Source organism: Xanthomarina gelatinilytica (assembly GCF_000348685.1).
GTDB classification, from domain to species: Bacteria; Bacteroidota; Bacteroidia; order Flavobacteriales; family Flavobacteriaceae; genus Xanthomarina; species Xanthomarina gelatinilytica.
Window position 1 is genome coordinate 1 of record NZ_ANLA01000010.1, and the last position, 15,180, is coordinate 15,180.

Below are 15,180 nucleotides of genomic sequence, written 5' to 3' on the forward strand. Positions count from 1 at the left end.
TGTTTTTATAAAATCATGGGGTTGTGCAACGGTTACCATTGTTGTGCAAAGTGTTTTTAACTATCAAGTTGTATTGAATAGTCTTTTAGTTTTTTTAATGACTCCTTTACATACTTATTATTTGGTTCAACCGAATGCCAAAAATGTAAATAGCCAATCATTCTTTCTGTATAAATAGGGTCATTGATTCTATTATGTTCTAAATGTTTAGATAATCCATTTTTCAATAAATAATGAACATTCTTTCTCAATTCCCTTTTAGTTTTTCTAGGTATTGTCATTTTACCTGAAGAAATTGAAATACCTGTAACTATTTTTTGACGCTTACTGCCTATCATTTTAGTTTTACTATCTTTTATTTTAAATCCTTCATTAGAAACAATGGATTTAATATAATCTATAATCTTAATAGGTAGATATTCACCTGAGAATGTAAAATCGTCAGCATATCTGGTGTATTTTAAATCAAATTTTGATGCCAAACCATTTAATCTGTAATCTAAACGTTTAGTTATAATATTACTTAGACTTGGACTTGTTACTCCACCTTGGGGAAGTGCTCCTTTGTAGCAACATATTGAAGCTAGATAATAGGATATTTTCTTAGTATAACCCAACACGCGGAAAACTGAAATTACTCTGTTTAATTTTATTGAAGGGAAAAAATCTTCAATATCCATTTTAAGCAATATTTTTTGATTTAAATGAACTTTTGCATTGTCGACAATAGATGTATTTTTTTTGAATCCTTTTGAACAGTCATGAATAGGTTGCTTACTTAGAATATTTTTGTAAATCCATCTTTGAGATTGCAATAGAACAGGATATGGTGCTGAAATATTTCTTGATTTACCATCACGTTTTGGTATTTCAAAGTCATAATAAAATGACTCTGAATGAGATGTTATTCTTGCCAAAACGTCCACTTCAATTCCTAGCAAAAGTGCCAAATGGTTAAAGTCTAGAATTACAACAGTATTATTGCTAATTAATTTATTGACATAGGTCTTGACAGCAATTTGAGTTTTAGCACCTCTTATATTCTCGGATATAAAGGCATCCCATTCTTTGACCAGTATGTTTTTATTATCGTTCATTAAGTAATAAAAAAGAGGATGGGAAAACTACTTTCATTGTAATTTATTCTAACTGCTAAATACTACGAAGTAGATTTAGTAGTATAGTTCCGTTAGGAACTATACTAGTGCCTTTTAAGGCACTAGTATGGTTAACGCCAGCGTTAATCTAAGAGGCGAATACACCTCCAACGTGCTAGTTTCATTCCCCATCCTCAAATATTTCAAATAATTCTGAATCTAAATTTTTTCTAATAGGTTTGTATACTTCATTTATTTCAAGAGGTTCTTGCTGCATATATTCAGGAACTTGTTTCCAATATTTGTTAGATTTCATGAATATTTTCTTCCTATTTCCAATTATCCAAGATTCACCTGTTTTCGTCAAGACAGCCTCATCATCATTAAATTCAATTACTTCTAAATTCAAAAATTTTCTTAGCGTCCTAGCCATTTGCGCAGGTGACAGCAAATACTTTTGGTGAAAATGATATGGTGATATCTTTTTTACCTCAAATATCTCTCGTAAGAATTCTATGTCTTCACTAAAAAAAATCATTACACTCGTTTAAAAATAGTTTTTCGTGGAATTCCTCCTTTTAAAAATGGCCACCAGAAAATCGGGAATACATTGTTAGGAACGTTGTATGATTCTAGTGCAAACAAACTTTCTGATTTTTGATAACCAAATTTTGGCAGGTATTTTCCGTGATACTTTCTTTTGAGTTTTTTTTCAAGGGCTTCCATCGATTTTACGGCATCATCTCTATTTTCTTCAGGATGCGATTCACTGATACCTTTTTTTAACCAGTATACACTAAAATACTCAACATTTAATTTGTCAAGAGCCTCTTTTGCAAAAAGCATGGAAGCCAAACTGACTATCTTTATGTCTATGTTTTTTAACTTTCTTTCAGTGATAACTTTATTGACATAATTAAGCTTACGATTTATTGTATTCCCTGTTCCTATAAAGTCATCAACAAGAATAATAGTTGAATCATCAGGTACTTCATGGACACCAGTGGGAAGAGAATTGTAAAAATTCGATGCTTTCCATTCCACTGAAAATTTATTCTTTAAATTCTGAATTAGACTTTGTGAACCATCGGGTTCTTTGTCATCGCAAGTCGCTAATAAAAATGAATTTTTAGAGCTTAATTTCCATTCATTTTGAATGTGCTCAGAAATAGTTTGGCAACCTTTTGTTAGTTTCTTTGAATCTATATATTCATAATTGTTAATCAAGAATTCAATAAGCTGTTTTTGATTTTCCTCGTCACTAAGACACCACAACTCAAATAAAGCATCTGGTTCATATGTCAACCATTCATGGTCTAAATGTAGGCTGGTCAGTCGCCTGAAGTCATCTACATCTATTGTTGAATCAGCTCTATTTAAAATTTTTTCATTCATTTTTTACATTTTGCACAACTCCTTATACCTTCTCAAATATAATTATATAACGGTTAAAATTCCTGGATAACAACAGGTTTTTATTGCTTTTATCCTTTGCGTTAAGTTTCAAACCTAGCTATTTTTTAGCAGCTTTGCAATACGTGGTACTACGTATATCTACTAACTCCTGCCCTTTTGTTTGCGGGTTTGTTTTGTAAAGAAAAGCAAACTTTTGGTGGCATCCTTACGGCTTTCCGTAAAACCCAACTAGCTTATAAAAAAAACCCATAAAAAATGTTTCTTCACTTCACACCTGTTTCAATAAAATGAAGCTCATAATAACAAAACGTCTTAAAAAAACAAGTCAAATGTAGTACATTACTTACGAAAAAACGCACCTCAAACCTAATTTCCCATAGGGTCTCCTTCGGGTCTAGTTCGGGTTTCCTTCGGTGTTTTACCTGCAAGTACTAGTATCTTTGTCGGAATTGGTATTGTGTTTTACCAGGATGCTAATGGCGAATTGTATGAGTTGGCACAAGGTAATACCATGATTATTCCTGTTACCGGTTAAACTGGTATTACATAAGCATAAAACCCTACTCTGGTTTCTTGGGAGAATGTCTGGAGTAGGGTTTTTTCTTTAGTGTTGTTTCCCTCTATGGCTCCTGCACGGAGGAAAAAGCCGTATTACCTGGGTTATCAAGCAGGCACCCGACATTTTTTTATTGGAACTGGGTGCAAATGATGGTCTAAGAGGTGTGCCTTTAACCGAAACCCGAGCTAACCTTCAAGCCATTATTGATGAGGTACGGGAACAAAGCCCCAAGACCCTTATAGTTTTGGCTGGAATGGAATTGCCTCCAAATATGGGCGAGGATTATACCACAGAGTTCAGACAACTTTATGCTGATTTAGCAGAAATAAACAAGTTGGCTTTTATCCCTTTTATCTTAAAGGATGTTGGTGGTATCCAATCCTTAAACCTCAAAGATGGCATTCACCCCAACAAAGCAGGACATAAAATCGTGGCAGACAATGTTTGGGAGGTGATTGGCCCTTTAATCAAATCCTAATTTGCCACATCAAATAAAACCTGATATCCCTAACAAATATTAATAAAAAAACCATCCGTGTTAGGATGGTTTTTTTTCAAAGTAGCCTATAACTTAGAGCAAACTAACCCTTACGGCATTAAAGCCTTTGTCCCCTTTTTCCACGTCAAATGTTACAAGGTCATTTTCCTTGATGTTATCTATCAGATTTGTGGAATGCACAAAAATCTCTTCTTCAGAATCCTTTACGGTAATAAAACCAAATCCTTTGGCATTGTTAAAAAACTTTACGGTACCTTCTTTCATGTTATTTACTTTATTAGTGTTCATTAATTTATCAATCATTCTTTTTATCATCATTTCTATGGTTTTATAGGTTGTAATATTATTGGTTATACTCTGCTTAGGTTTTGTTGTTTGCCCAATGCTTTAAGCATTTTCATATGATCCTTAATGGCATGCAGGATGCTTTTTTTTACATGATAGGGCATGCCAAACTCTTTGGCTGTTGCAACTACTATACTGTTTATTTTTTTATAATGCACATGGCACACATCTGGTAGGACATGATGTTCCACTTGATAGTTCAACCCTCCAATCAACCAAAACAGGAGTTTGCTTTTGGGCGCAAAATTACTGGTAGTAGCCAACTGGTGTTTGTACCATTCGTTGTCCATAACACCCTGTTTATTGGGTAATGGGAAATCGGTTTCAGGCATGATGTGTGCAATTTGAAAAACCACACTAACCAATAAGCCTGTAATAAGATGCATGCACAAAAACCCCAATAAAACTATCCACCAAGCCAGTGGCACCATGATCATGGGAAGTACCAATGCATAAGAATAATAAAAAAGCTTCCAGCTGGTCATGCTAAGCAATACGCGTTTAAATTCATTTTTTTTGGATAGGAAACCCATGTCCCGATAACGTTTTAAATTCACGAAATCCTTGACTGTAATCCATAGTAAGGTTGAAATACCATAAAAAAACCAAATGTATATATGCTGGAATTTTTGAGACCAATGGTGTTTGGCATGAGGGGAAAAACGCAAAAAAAATGGCGTGTTTATGTCATCGTCTGCATGCTCAATATTGGTATAGGTATGATGTAAAATGTTGTGCTGTATGTTCCAGATTTTTGCATTGGCCCCAATAAGGTTGAAAGTATAACCCAATAAGGTATTGACCCTTTTGTTTTTAGAATATGCGCCATGTATGGCATCGTGCATAACACCCATTCCTATACCAGACATGCCTAAACCACAAATCACATACAAGGTGAAAAGCAGCCAAACACTGGTAACCAAACCTGTGGAAAGTAACATTAAAGGACCAAAAAACAGCGTAAGCATGACAATGGTTTTAACAACCATTGTGGCATTGGCTTTTTTACTAATGTTATTTTCTTTAAAGTAACTGTTTACCCGACGTCTTAAAGTTTTGGAAAAATCCTTATCAGTTGCTCTTGAAAATCTAAGATGCTCCATAGTGTGCTATTATTGAAATTATAAACTTACTGCACATGACATCTATTTTTTTAAATTTTATGTAACCAAAAGATGCGTGGCAATCCTGTTTGAGCATAAGCCTGATATTTTTAAAGTATCACAAGGAATGGTTGGGGTTTTATTTCCTTAGTACACTTTGACAAATAGTCTGTGATTATACTACAGTTTTAAAGTATTGAAGAGAGCAAAGAATTAATTAAGATTGAAAGGAAAATTAAAAAAAGAAAAGCAGTCCAAATAATTTATCATAAAGATAAGCTAATTAAAACCAAGCAAGCACAATTTAGTGTTAAAGTATGGAAAACATAAACACTTTATAACATATGCATCATCGGGCTTATTAAGTATTTATTTCTAGCTTATACCCTACGCCATGTACATTGATGATTTTAATAGAGCTATCTGCTTCCAGTTTTTTACGTAATTTAGAAATGTACGTATCCAAACTCCTACCTACAATGACACCATGGTCTTCCCACACTTTTTTAGTGAGTTCGTCACGTTTAATGACTTGGTTGGGTTTGGCTGCAAAAATTTCCAGAAGCTCACATTCTTTTTTGGAAAGACTGATTTCTTCAGCCTGTTTCACCAATTTATTTTGTTCAGGATAAAACCGGAAACTGCCTATGGTTTCAAAAGCAGGAGTATCCAAGGCCTTAGACTTTTCATCTTGCGTTTTCTGTTTAAAACCCAGTAACAACAAAACAAAACCACATAGCATTAAAGCATAAGAAATATATTCTTTGTTTATGGATTTTGTACCTAAAGGTTTAAAACTTAAATGAATGGCATAACAGTTTTCCGGAAGGATCCTGCCTGCACAAGGCACAATATTATTTTCCACTTGATTGACTATCTGATAACTGTAAGCTACCTCCTGGGCTTCACAGGCAAGCGTTTCCACCAAATAATCTTTAGGCAATTCTGCTTTTTGAAATACCGAATCGATAACAACTACCAAAGCGCTTGGATCCAAACTTAAGGGTTTTTGAAAAGAAAGTTGGTAGGTGTTTTCGGTTAAGGATGTAACAGGCATGACCAAGGATGTAGAGTCGCCATGTGCCAATAACAATTGATGACCCACAGCCCGTAAAGCCACTTTCACCTTTTGTGAAAACAGCTGGTTTGGTTCTTCTGACGACATCAAAAACCAAAAAGAAAACGCCAGCACACTTAAGCCACTTAATATAAAAAAGATTCGTTTTTTCATTCCAAGTGTAAAGAACTCAATTTTTCATGACTTTTTACAGGAGTTGACACTTCTTTTGCATTTTTTTGACATTCTTTAAACATGTTTCATCTAATTTTATCCTTGCTAATAATTTTAAAATCAATTACATAATGAACAAAATCGTTTTAAGTTGCTTCTTGCTCTTATGCTTGAACTGTTCCACCAACAGTCAGCAAGCAATGAAGGACACAGCCGTCCCTGAAGTTATGTTACCATTAAATCCTTTTGAAACCATCTCATACAAAGAACCTTATAATCCCCACAGTCCATATCATTTAGACTTAAAGATGGAAACCACGGAAACAGGCACCAAACAGCTTAACTTATTCATCACCTTAAAAGATAATGCTTATTTTGTGTCTCCACATGCCAAAAAGGATTTTAAAGGAAAATTCAGCATGACCATAGAAGACTCCAACAAACTAAGCATGACCGATGATATTATTGAAATACCCCGTTCGGTGGAAGAAATGGACACCCATCCGTTTGTAGATGGCAAGGTGAATTGGGTAAGGGAAAATACCTTATATAAACAAAATTTAAACATATTGACAAAAGATGACTTTGAAGTCACAGGCTTTATTAGGTTTACCATAGAACCCCGTTGCACTTATGAGGAAATTCCTTTTAAAGTCACACAAAACTCTGGTGTGTTACAGGTAACACTTGCTGCAGGCTGCTAAGTGTTTTCCTTAATTAAAAATTGTCAGCAAGCAACTGTAAAAATTTCAGTTTTAAAATGTCAATTTGACATTATAAAAAGTATTTGACCTTTTTTTAGACAGGGTTTTTAACGAAAAAGCCAACAAATCTTTAAAGATTCGTTAAAAATATTCCCATATTTTTATTTGGTATTTTATTTGCAATATAACTATCAGAATCGTTAAGATTGAAACTTTTGATTTATTGTTTAACTTAAAATTTTTATTATTATGAGCACTTTAGTAACTGTTCCTAAAAATGGAAGTTTAGCAAGCACTAATTCAAATACAAACTTCCCAAGTTGGTCCAATTGGATTGAAGACCTATTCAATAGAGATTTACCAAGTGTATTTACCTCAAACTTCAACACAGGCATGTCTTTGCCAAAGGTAAACATTAAAGAAACCACAGATGCATTTGTGGTGGAAATGGCCATACCAGGTCTTAAAAAATCCGATTTACAAATAGACCTAGATAATGACACCCTTTCCATTTCAACAGAAATGAAAGAGGAAAAAGAAGAAAAAGAAGCGAATTATACCCGAAGAGAGTTTGGTTATTCTTCTTTTAAAAGAACCTTTACACTTCCAGAAAGTGTAGACGACAACAAGATTGACGCCAGCTATCAAGATGGCATACTTAACATCCTGTTGCCTAAAAAAGAAGAAGCCAAGAAAAAGCCTATCCGATCCATTAAAATCTCTTAATTTTTGTAGGCTAAATAGTTGAAGATAAAAGTTGAGGCTGTACTTACAGCCTCTGCTTTTCATTGTTTGTTTGCTGTTTAAACCAATGTTTCACCTAAAAAATTATTTTACCATGATGTCTAGAAAATTTAAACCTGGAGATTGGGTAAAAGTTAAAGGGACACCCAACAACCAGAAAATGGAAGTTTTAAAATACATAGTTAAAAAAGATCCCTTTTTTGGAACTACAAACAACCATAGCTACTTAGAATGTGTTTGGTATAAAAATGGCGAACGCCTGTCCGGTATTTATCACCAAAACAAGTTGTTGAAACTAAAGGATACTGGAGGCATTTACAAAGCCTAAAACAATAGGAATTTATTAATAAAACCCTTAAAAAATGAAATGTTATGAAAGCTTATCTATTTTTAATGTTGCTGTGTTTGTTACACACAGGTTGTCGTGGTCAAAATAACGATTCCAACACAACAGATAGTCAAGAAAAGATAGCACAGAACAACAAGCAACCCAAAGGCTCCTGGACCGTAAATAAAGCGTTTGACGAAAACGGAAACCTTATTCAATACGACAGCATCTATTCCTGGTCTTCCAACGAAACATACAAAGATTTAAGTGCCGAAGACATGGACAGTGTGCTGGAATCGTTTAAATCGAAATTCTTTAAACACTACTCGCATTTTGAAGACGAAGGTTTTGATGATGTATTTAGCAAAGATTCCTTATTTAGCAAACGCTTTTTTAATGATGATTTTTTTAACAGTGACTTTGGGCAGGACTTTATGGACATTGACAAACTGACCCAACAAATGCTTGCCAGACAAAAAGCACTTTTGGAAAAGTATCAACCAAAACTTATAGAACCTGTGGAACCACAGGAATAACAAATTTATGATGTACTTGAGTTAAAAAAAAAAGACCAGATAATGGTCTTTCTTTTTTATTTTAAAACAATATTGTAGTTGGCCACATACATATCTTCCTTTTTCAAGGTCGTAAGGATGCTGTCTATCCCTTTTTTCTTGAGTTTCTTTCTACAGGCTTTGGTTAAAAATGGATCGTCTTCAAACATCAAGGAATTTAATTTGTATTCTGGTTTTCCAGCCTCTTTCACCACTGGATGAATATGTCTCAATTCTTTACTGTGCCTGTATGAACCAGGAATAAAGGTATAGAAGGTATATTGACCCTGTTCGTTGGTTTTAACCCAAGCCCTATGTGTAACAAATCGTTTGTTGTTTTCAAACTGCAAATCGTATTCGCCATCTTCATTGGGCTGTTCTATAAACAAAATAACACCTTTAGCAGGAGTGACACCATCACTAAGATAGATGGTTCCTGTAAGTTTTAATTTGTTTTCCTGGGTTTCAAAACCAGGAATAGTATCAGTAGCGTTTAGGTTTTTTTCAGTAAAATCGTAAAGAGGGCTTCTGGTCAAGTAATCAAAAGGGATTTCTTCTAAAACATCGGCAGAATCCTGTGCTTTTAAAGAGTCACTAAAACCAAAAACGGTTATCAAACAACTAATAAAAAAGAGCTTTTTCATAAGGCTTTACATATATAATTTGCTTAAAACTATATATTTAGCCCTATTGCTTCATAAAAAATCTTATGAACTATAAAATTTTACGATAAACTGAAAAAAAAATGCAAAAGCATCGATGTAATGCACTCTTAAATTGTGAGTTGCGAAGTTTGAAATGAATTTATGAAATAAACTTTTTAAAGAAGACGTATTTGTGCTATTTCCAATTTAAAATCCTGTGCTTTCTTATTGGCAATCATAAAACCTAATTCTTCCATTTGCTCACCCGGAAAATTTGGGAGTTCCAAACGTCTGCCACGATACGTTGGATAGAAATCAGCAAATAGAAACTCAAGTTCTTGCCATAAACCAGAGGTTTCGAAGTAAGTTATGTAACTATGCGCATCCAATTTATTGGTTTTTAAGCGCAATTGATACCTTTTGTTGTCTCCTTTAATTTTTATAACCAGTTTGTTAAAGTTAGTGATATCTATTGGGCTTAATGGATATTTTACACTGGAAAAACCACCATTGTTTTCCAAGGACACGTGACCAGAAAACTCAGCAAACCCCTGATTGTTAACACCAAAATTGGCTTGAGAGCGACCTCCCATCACCACATCGTTAAGTACTTGCCATTGGGATAGATTGCTGTTGTTTTGAGAATGAAATAGAACCATGACACATTAAGGGTTTACAGGAATTGACCAAACAGTTCGGAAAGTTTTTGTCTGCGATAATTAAAAATTTCGGTCAGCTTGGGTTTCACTAAAATAGGATGCAACCACCTACCTAGAAAACCAAACGGAAGTTTGTAGTCGATTACATCTTCCATTTCCACACCACCTTCCACTTCCCTAAGAAAATGTTTGTGGTGCCACAAAGCATAAGGGCCAAAACGTTGTTCGTCCACAAAATAGGTCTTATCAACCACATGTGTAATTTCGGTTACCCAATGGGTTTTAATACCAAAAACCGGTGTCACGATGTATTGAATGATTTGTCCTGCAAACATGGGTTTCTCTGCTCCTGAAAGAATATGAAATCCCATATAATCTGGCGTGATGGTTTTCAGGTTTTTGGGACTTGACAAAAATTGCCAAGCCTCTTCCAAGCTGATGGGTAACTTTTGTTTGGACGATAAGGTATAGACCATGCCTTTTGTGGAGAAATTCATTGGAAACTAAAATTAATATTTAATTGTTAAAAAGGATGTAGGCATTTAAACTGGTAGCGATTAAAAGCCAAACTGCATACGGAACAAGCAGCCAGGTTTTGGTTTTTAAAGCGTCTTTGAACCTAAACAGAACATAAGTGACCACTAGTGTTAACAATACAATGTTTATTAAGCCCAATGCCACTAAATGCTGATTGAAAAAAACATAATTCCAAGACACATTTAAAAGAAACTGAACTGTAAAAAGACTGAGTACCAAGGTCTGCTTTTTCAATTGTAGCAAATGAGCCATGTAAAAGGAAAAACAAATCATAATGGTTGTCCAAGCTGCACCAAAAACCCAGCCTGGAGGAGTCCATGGGGCTTTGTTTTGCTCCAAATACCATGACGAACTTGGACCATTGCCCATGAACCAACTTCCAATTCCCAAAGCTGCAAAGTTTATGACCAAGAACAGAATGACCAGTTGGTACTTTTTCATTTTAAATGTTTTGTTATTTTAGTACTGGTTGGACTGGTTATGGAATAATAATAATCTATAAGATTCCCTTTTTCATCAATGAGGTATTTTTGAAAATTCCATTTTACGGAAGAACTGCTTACTCCATTTAATTCTTTAGATGTTAACCATTTATACAATGGATGTTGATTCTCTCCTTTAACATCCACTTTTTCTGTCATTAAGAAAGTAACCCCATAATTCTGTTTGCAAAACGATTGAATTTCGGTAGCTGTTCCTGGTTCCTGACCACCAAACTGATTGCAAGGCACGCCAATAACCACCAACTTATCTTTGTAGGTGTTATACAGTTCCTGTAAACCTTCGTATTGTCCTGTAAAGCCACATTCGGAAGCTGTGTTTACAATTAGGATTTTTTTCCCTTTAAAAGAACTTAAATCAATAGGTTCGCCTGTTAGACTATTGATGGATATGTCATAAAGAGAAGCTGACGCTTGCATAGACTTATTGGTTTTAAGATTGTTAAAAAATATCAGGCTAATCATAATCAATACTATTTTATACATTATTCAAGTTTTAAGTAAAGAAATTTTTGTTCAACTTATAATGTTGCAAAGTTAGACAAAATAAATGTTTTAAACTACAAGTTCTAAATAAAGTTTAGACTAAAAAAGCAAAATCCATAAAAACCAAGTTCCTAGGAACGAAATAGGCATTTAAAAAGTAGCCATTAACATTAAAAATGTTAAAGTTTAGCAAAAAACAACATTGAGTTGCAATACACAATCCATTTAATCGTTGTTTTTATTATTTTCGACGACAAGAAAAGTTTAACCCTAAGACAAATCATTCAAAAATATCAAATAATGATTTGACAATGAATAATTTATGAAGTTAGTTTTTGCCCTATTATTTTTGTGTGTAACCTACAGTTCCATCGCACAAAATAAATCACCTGAAGTCTACTCACCAGAATCAACCCAATTTATAGATGATTTGGAGGCCTATTTAACCTCCATCCACACTGAAACGGAAACTATGGATATTACTTCTGAGTTTTGGGATACCAGTAAAATAAAAATAGATTATGATACTGAGGTTGCATATCCCATACATATCCAATTTAAAGACACAAATTATGTGTCCCCTATTCCAAGGAACAAAGTAATTACCTCTAGATATGGTTGGCGCAAAGGCAGAGCCCATAAAGGTATTGATATCGATTTGATTACAGGAGACAGTTTATACGCCATGTTTGATGGTGTGGTTAGGTTTGCCAATTACAGTTCAGGACATGGAAGGACTGTTGTGGTTAGACATTTTAATGGCTTGGAAACCGTTTATGCACATTTATCCAGATATGGTGTTAAGGAAAACGATACGGTTGTCGCTGGGTCTTATTTAGGTAAAGGTGGCACATCTGGAAACGCAAGGGGAAGTCATTTACATTTGGAAATGAATTATAAGGGCATCCCTGTAAACCCAGAGTATCTTTTAGATTTCAATGAAAATAATGAGATCAGGGCAAAAGATATTTGGATTACCAAAACCTGGACACGTCCTGAACTGCACAGTAGCAAACGCCAAAGCAAACTGGAGATATTTTCTACTGAAGAAGAAGCCATAGCAAGCATGAATAGAGAGCCTAAGGTTTATATTGTAAAAAAAGGGGATACATTATCCAAAATCTCTTTAAGAAACAATACCAGTATTACTGCCATTTGCAAAAGCAACCACATGAAACGCAATAGCACTTTGCGTATAGGACAAAAATTGATAATAGAATAACATGTATCAAGCGTAGTATTTTTTACGCAACCAAAAAGCAACACGAACCAACAGAATTAAAGCTGGTACTTCTACCAAGGGACCAATAACACCTGCAAAGGCTTGACCTGAATTCAAACCAAACACCGCAATAGCTACAGCTATGGCTAATTCGAAGTTATTTCCTGCTGCTGTAAAGGCAATGGCTGCATTTTTATCGTAAGTTGCTCCCATGGCTTTACTAACAAAAAAGCCAATTACAAACATCAAGGTGAAGTAAATTAACAATGGAATTGCAATAATGACAACATCCATAGGGATTTCAACTATTAATTCACCTTTCAAAGAAAACATGACTACAATTGTGAACAATAAGGCTATCAAAGTTATTGGTGAAATTCTAGGAATAAACACTTCGTTGTACCATAATTCTCCTTTTAATTTCACTAAAATTTTTCTACTTAAGTATCCTAATAAAAATGGAATTCCTAAATAAATAGCTACACTTTCAGCGATGGTAGCTATAGAAATATCAACAATGGCTCCTTCAAAACCAAAATAAGGTGGCAATATTGTAATAAAAATCCAGGCATAAAAACTATAAGCAAATACTTGAAAAATACTATTTAAAGCTACTAAACCAGCTCCATATTCGCTGTTACCTTCAGCTAAATCGTTCCATACTAAAACCATAGCAATACATCTGGCTAGACCAATCAATATCAAACCTACCATATATTCTGGATAATCCTGAAGAAATGTAATGGCCAAAATAAACATTAAAACAGGTCCAACAATCCAGTTTAAAACCAAGGAAATAGATAAGATTTTTATATCCTTAAAAATCTTTGGTAATAAAGCATAATTCACTTTTGCTAAAGGTGGATACATCATTAAAATGAGTCCAATAGCAATTGGAATATTGGTTGTTCCACTACTAAAAGAATTGATATAATCTGGAATAGATGGCATTAAATAGCCAAGTCCTACTCCAATTCCCATGGCAATAAAAATCCAAAGGGTTAAATAACTATCTAGAAAACTTAATTTTTTGGTTGATGACATCTTATTTTTTTATTTGAGAAAAAACATAAAACATTTCTGTTGCAATTTGCAAACTTCTGTTTGAATAAACTTCTTTTTGGCCTGGTGAACCATCTGATACTTTAGGATCTTCATAAGTTATAGGAATGCGTTTTTCAGCTCCTGCAATAAATGGACATCCAGCATCTGCCTGAGAACAAGTCATAATGGCTACAAATTGTGTTTCCGGATTAAAAACATCATCAAATTTTTTAGAAAAGCCAATAATTGGATGTTCATTTTCTGAAAACTTCATGCTATAAACCGGATTATTCCCTTCTGATAATTTCTGAATCTGAAACCCTGTTTCCTCCAAAGTTGTTGCAACTACAGGATATAAAGCTGTTGCTTCTGTGCCTCCTGAATAACAGGTTACTTGTTTAATTTGAAAATAATACGCCATAACCTGAGCCCAAACCTGTGTTAAATGACTGCGTCTTGAATTATGCGTACAAATACAATTTATGCGAATGGCTTCTTTGTTAGAAACTTTTCCTTGAATGAAATCGGTTAGACTATTAAGAACCTCTTGACGCTCTTTAGGAATACTTGAAACATCTATGGTTTCTATAAAATTTACTAAAGTTTTATACATCTGAATATATTATTATCGTTTAAAAATTAACAACAACCAGATTCTGGTGTACAACAAGATGCGTTTTGCAGTTCTGCAAGTTTTACTTTTGGTTTTTCTGCAGGAATCCCACATTTATCTTTAGCTAAACAGTCTGTTTGCTTATTCGTTAATAAAAAATGTTTGCCATCAAAGTCTAAATTGAATTTCCCAATAGTTTCTCCTTGATATTCTACTTCTATTTCCAAATCTTCAAGTCCTAAAACTTTTTCAGATAATTCTATAATATGAACCAATTTTTCTGGATGCAATCTGTGGTCGTAATCGTTTTCTTCCCATAATTGGAAATTAATTACAGACTCTTTTCTAACGGTTCCTCCACAATCGATGAAGTGTTTGTCTATTTTCCCAACTTCTGTTACATGAAAATGACTTGGAACCAATGTTCCGTTTGGTAATTTAAAAGCAATGGTTTCTAAAGTACTTAAATGTTGTTTAATTTCTGAAAGTTTCATAATATCAATGAATTATTGAATAAATGTTATAATGATTTATTGCTTTAACAACAGGTTCCATCGTCAATTAGTTCTTGATCTAAAAACTGGGAGAACATGTGTTTTATGTTTTGCCATTCCTCTTGATTGATGCAATAACAAACACTGGTTCCTGAAATATCTCCTTTTATAATTCCTAAGTTTTTTAGTTCTTTTAAATGCTGGGAAATGGTTGGCTGTGCCAATCCTATCTCATTTACCAAATCGCCACAAACACAGCTATTCAGTTTAAACAAATGTTGCAAAATAGCTATTCTAGCAGGATGTCCAAAAGCTTTGGCCACTAAGGCTAGCTTGTTTTGTTCTTCAGTAAATATTTCAGATTTTGTGAGTCCCATAATATGTTATTGATTTGTTTATTG

At 34.0% G+C, this 15,180-nt stretch carries 20 protein-coding genes and 1 pseudogene; 6 read left to right on the plus strand and 15 right to left on the minus strand.

Annotation, left to right across the window (positions count from 1 at the left end):
• Positions 1 to 56: 56 nt before the first annotated feature.
• The 3 genes from D778_RS07075 to D778_RS07085 form a co-directional block, all read right to left on the minus strand.
• Complete coding sequence (locus tag D778_RS07075) at positions 57 to 1,097, minus strand: retron St85 family RNA-directed DNA polymerase (RefSeq protein ID WP_007649144.1); 1,041 nt, start codon at positions 1,095 to 1,097, stop codon at positions 57 to 59.
• A 181-nt stretch (positions 1,098 to 1,278) separates the two neighbouring features.
• Positions 1,279 to 1,635 (minus strand): hypothetical protein, encoded by a 357-nt coding sequence (locus D778_RS07080; protein WP_040491795.1) that lies wholly within the window; start codon positions 1,633 to 1,635, stop codon positions 1,279 to 1,281.
• Positions 1,635 to 2,492 carry a phosphoribosyltransferase-like protein gene (locus D778_RS07085; protein WP_007649150.1) on the minus strand — a complete coding sequence of 286 codons (858 nt, stop codon included), beginning with the start codon at positions 2,490 to 2,492 and terminating at the stop codon, positions 1,635 to 1,637. Before D778_RS07085 ends, D778_RS07080 begins: the two co-directional genes overlap by 1 nt.
• Before the next feature lie 656 nt (positions 2,493 to 3,148).
• On the opposite strand from D778_RS07085, the pseudogene D778_RS07090 reads away from it, so the two are divergent.
• A pseudogene (locus D778_RS07090) lies at positions 3,149 to 3,550 on the plus strand (GDSL-type esterase/lipase family protein); the annotation flags it as partial.
• A gap of 93 nt (positions 3,551 to 3,643) precedes the next feature.
• Here D778_RS07090 and D778_RS07095 read toward each other — a convergent pair.
• The 3 genes from D778_RS07095 to D778_RS07105 form a co-directional block, all read right to left on the minus strand.
• The gene (locus tag D778_RS07095; protein WP_040491837.1) at positions 3,644 to 3,835 is read right to left on the minus strand and encodes a cold-shock protein; all 192 of its coding nucleotides are present in this window, start codon (positions 3,833 to 3,835) and stop codon (positions 3,644 to 3,646) included.
• Between the two features lie 86 nt (positions 3,836 to 3,921).
• Positions 3,922 to 5,019 carry a fatty acid desaturase family protein gene (locus tag D778_RS07100; protein WP_007649156.1) on the minus strand — a complete coding sequence of 366 codons (1,098 nt, stop codon included), beginning with the start codon at positions 5,017 to 5,019 and terminating at the stop codon, positions 3,922 to 3,924.
• A gap of 361 nt (positions 5,020 to 5,380) precedes the next feature.
• On the minus strand, positions 5,381 to 6,250 hold the full coding sequence (locus D778_RS07105) for a winged helix-turn-helix domain-containing protein (RefSeq protein ID WP_007649158.1): 870 nt from the start codon (positions 6,248 to 6,250) through the stop codon (positions 5,381 to 5,383).
• 131 nt (positions 6,251 to 6,381) lie between these two features.
• Between D778_RS07105 and D778_RS07110 the strand changes: the two genes are divergently transcribed.
• The 4 genes from D778_RS07110 to D778_RS07125 all read left to right on the plus strand — a co-directional run bounded on the left by D778_RS07110 (position 6,382) and on the right by D778_RS07125 (position 8,562).
• Positions 6,382 to 6,954 (plus strand): hypothetical protein, encoded by a 573-nt coding sequence (locus D778_RS07110; protein WP_040491796.1) that lies wholly within the window; start codon positions 6,382 to 6,384, stop codon positions 6,952 to 6,954.
• Between the two features lie 249 nt (positions 6,955 to 7,203).
• Positions 7,204 to 7,680, plus strand: a complete 477-nt coding sequence (locus tag D778_RS07115; protein ID WP_007649161.1) for an Hsp20/alpha crystallin family protein — start codon at positions 7,204 to 7,206, stop codon at positions 7,678 to 7,680.
• Positions 7,681 to 7,792: 112 nt separating this feature from the next.
• Positions 7,793 to 8,026, plus strand: coding sequence for a YodC family protein (locus tag D778_RS07120; RefSeq protein WP_007649163.1), 234 nt, complete (start codon positions 7,793 to 7,795; stop codon positions 8,024 to 8,026).
• A 44-nt stretch (positions 8,027 to 8,070) separates the two neighbouring features.
• Positions 8,071 to 8,562, plus strand: a complete 492-nt coding sequence (locus tag D778_RS07125; protein WP_007649168.1) for a hypothetical protein — start codon at positions 8,071 to 8,073, stop codon at positions 8,560 to 8,562.
• Between the two features lie 56 nt (positions 8,563 to 8,618).
• On the opposite strand, the gene D778_RS07130 is transcribed toward D778_RS07125, so the two are convergent.
• From D778_RS07130 to D778_RS07150, 5 genes are all read right to left on the minus strand, one after another.
• Positions 8,619 to 9,224, minus strand: coding sequence for a peptidase associated/transthyretin-like domain-containing protein (locus D778_RS07130; RefSeq protein WP_007649169.1), 606 nt, complete (start codon positions 9,222 to 9,224; stop codon positions 8,619 to 8,621).
• A gap of 176 nt (positions 9,225 to 9,400) precedes the next feature.
• Positions 9,401 to 9,883: a CIA30 family protein gene (locus tag D778_RS07135; RefSeq protein WP_007649170.1), complete on the minus strand. Its 483-nt coding sequence runs from the start codon at positions 9,881 to 9,883 to the stop codon at positions 9,401 to 9,403.
• 14 nt (positions 9,884 to 9,897) lie between these two features.
• The gene (locus D778_RS07140; protein ID WP_007649171.1) at positions 9,898 to 10,380 is read right to left on the minus strand and encodes an SRPBCC family protein; all 483 of its coding nucleotides are present in this window, start codon (positions 10,378 to 10,380) and stop codon (positions 9,898 to 9,900) included.
• A 19-nt stretch (positions 10,381 to 10,399) separates the two neighbouring features.
• The gene (locus tag D778_RS07145; protein ID WP_040491797.1) at positions 10,400 to 10,861 is read right to left on the minus strand and encodes a TspO/MBR family protein; all 462 of its coding nucleotides are present in this window, start codon (positions 10,859 to 10,861) and stop codon (positions 10,400 to 10,402) included.
• Positions 10,858 to 11,340, minus strand: a complete 483-nt coding sequence (locus D778_RS07150; RefSeq protein ID WP_007649173.1) for a glutathione peroxidase — start codon at positions 11,338 to 11,340, stop codon at positions 10,858 to 10,860. The genes D778_RS07145 and D778_RS07150 overlap by 4 nt, the downstream gene beginning before the upstream one ends.
• Positions 11,341 to 11,728: 388 nt before the next feature.
• Between D778_RS07150 and D778_RS07155 the strand changes: the two genes are divergently transcribed.
• Positions 11,729 to 12,628, plus strand: coding sequence for a peptidoglycan DD-metalloendopeptidase family protein (locus D778_RS07155; RefSeq protein ID WP_040491799.1), 900 nt, complete (start codon positions 11,729 to 11,731; stop codon positions 12,626 to 12,628).
• 6 nt (positions 12,629 to 12,634) lie between these two features.
• On the opposite strand, the gene arsB is transcribed toward D778_RS07155, so the two are convergent.
• From arsB to D778_RS07175, 4 genes are read right to left on the minus strand one after another with little or no spacing between them, the layout of a single operon-like run.
• Positions 12,635 to 13,672, minus strand: coding sequence for an ACR3 family arsenite efflux transporter (gene arsB / locus D778_RS07160; RefSeq protein WP_007649176.1), 1,038 nt, complete (start codon positions 13,670 to 13,672; stop codon positions 12,635 to 12,637).
• Position 13,673: 1 nt separating this feature from the next.
• Positions 13,674 to 14,285 carry an arsenate-mycothiol transferase ArsC gene (locus D778_RS07165; protein WP_007649178.1) on the minus strand — a complete coding sequence of 204 codons (612 nt, stop codon included), beginning with the start codon at positions 14,283 to 14,285 and terminating at the stop codon, positions 13,674 to 13,676.
• 26 nt (positions 14,286 to 14,311) lie between these two features.
• Entirely contained in the window at positions 14,312 to 14,779 is a 468-nt protein-coding gene (locus D778_RS07170; protein WP_007649180.1) for a DUF6428 family protein, read from the minus strand.
• 44 nt (positions 14,780 to 14,823) lie between these two features.
• Positions 14,824 to 15,156: an ArsR/SmtB family transcription factor gene (locus D778_RS07175; RefSeq protein ID WP_007649182.1), complete on the minus strand. Its 333-nt coding sequence runs from the start codon at positions 15,154 to 15,156 to the stop codon at positions 14,824 to 14,826.
• Positions 15,157 to 15,180: the final 24 nt, after the last annotated feature.

What these genes read in the sequence shown, in the direction of transcription:
- D778_RS07075 (WP_007649144.1), bottom strand. Translation starts at nt 1,097, where the DNA reads ATGAACGATAATAAAAACATACTGGTCAAAGAATGGGATGCCTTTATA.
- D778_RS07080 (WP_040491795.1), bottom strand. Translation starts at nt 1,635, where the DNA reads ATGATTTTTTTTAGTGAAGACATAGAATTCTTACGAGAGATATTTGAG.
- D778_RS07085 (WP_007649150.1), bottom strand. Translation starts at nt 2,492, where the DNA reads ATGAATGAAAAAATTTTAAATAGAGCTGATTCAACAATAGATGTAGAT.
- D778_RS07095 (WP_040491837.1), bottom strand. Translation starts at nt 3,835, where the DNA reads ATGAAAGAAGGTACCGTAAAGTTTTTTAACAATGCCAAAGGATTTGGT.
- D778_RS07100 (WP_007649156.1), bottom strand. Translation starts at nt 5,019, where the DNA reads ATGGAGCATCTTAGATTTTCAAGAGCAACTGATAAGGATTTTTCCAAA.
- D778_RS07105 (WP_007649158.1), bottom strand. Translation starts at nt 6,250, where the DNA reads ATGAAAAAACGAATCTTTTTTATATTAAGTGGCTTAAGTGTGCTGGCG.
- D778_RS07110 (WP_040491796.1), top strand. Translation starts at nt 6,382, where the DNA reads ATGAACAAAATCGTTTTAAGTTGCTTCTTGCTCTTATGCTTGAACTGT.
- D778_RS07115 (WP_007649161.1), top strand. Translation starts at nt 7,204, where the DNA reads ATGAGCACTTTAGTAACTGTTCCTAAAAATGGAAGTTTAGCAAGCACT.
- D778_RS07120 (WP_007649163.1), top strand. Translation starts at nt 7,793, where the DNA reads ATGATGTCTAGAAAATTTAAACCTGGAGATTGGGTAAAAGTTAAAGGG.
- D778_RS07125 (WP_007649168.1), top strand. Translation starts at nt 8,071, where the DNA reads ATGAAAGCTTATCTATTTTTAATGTTGCTGTGTTTGTTACACACAGGT.
- D778_RS07130 (WP_007649169.1), bottom strand. Translation starts at nt 9,224, where the DNA reads ATGAAAAAGCTCTTTTTTATTAGTTGTTTGATAACCGTTTTTGGTTTT.
- D778_RS07135 (WP_007649170.1), bottom strand. Translation starts at nt 9,883, where the DNA reads ATGGTTCTATTTCATTCTCAAAACAACAGCAATCTATCCCAATGGCAA.
- D778_RS07140 (WP_007649171.1), bottom strand. Translation starts at nt 10,380, where the DNA reads ATGAATTTCTCCACAAAAGGCATGGTCTATACCTTATCGTCCAAACAA.
- D778_RS07145 (WP_040491797.1), bottom strand. Translation starts at nt 10,861, where the DNA reads ATGAAAAAGTACCAACTGGTCATTCTGTTCTTGGTCATAAACTTTGCA.
- D778_RS07150 (WP_007649173.1), bottom strand. Translation starts at nt 11,340, where the DNA reads ATGCAAGCGTCAGCTTCTCTTTATGACATATCCATCAATAGTCTAACA.
- D778_RS07155 (WP_040491799.1), top strand. Translation starts at nt 11,729, where the DNA reads ATGAAGTTAGTTTTTGCCCTATTATTTTTGTGTGTAACCTACAGTTCC.
- arsB (WP_007649176.1), bottom strand. Translation starts at nt 13,672, where the DNA reads ATGTCATCAACCAAAAAATTAAGTTTTCTAGATAGTTATTTAACCCTT.
- D778_RS07165 (WP_007649178.1), bottom strand. Translation starts at nt 14,285, where the DNA reads ATGTATAAAACTTTAGTAAATTTTATAGAAACCATAGATGTTTCAAGT.
- D778_RS07170 (WP_007649180.1), bottom strand. Translation starts at nt 14,779, where the DNA reads ATGAAACTTTCAGAAATTAAACAACATTTAAGTACTTTAGAAACCATT.
- D778_RS07175 (WP_007649182.1), bottom strand. Translation starts at nt 15,156, where the DNA reads ATGGGACTCACAAAATCTGAAATATTTACTGAAGAACAAAACAAGCTA.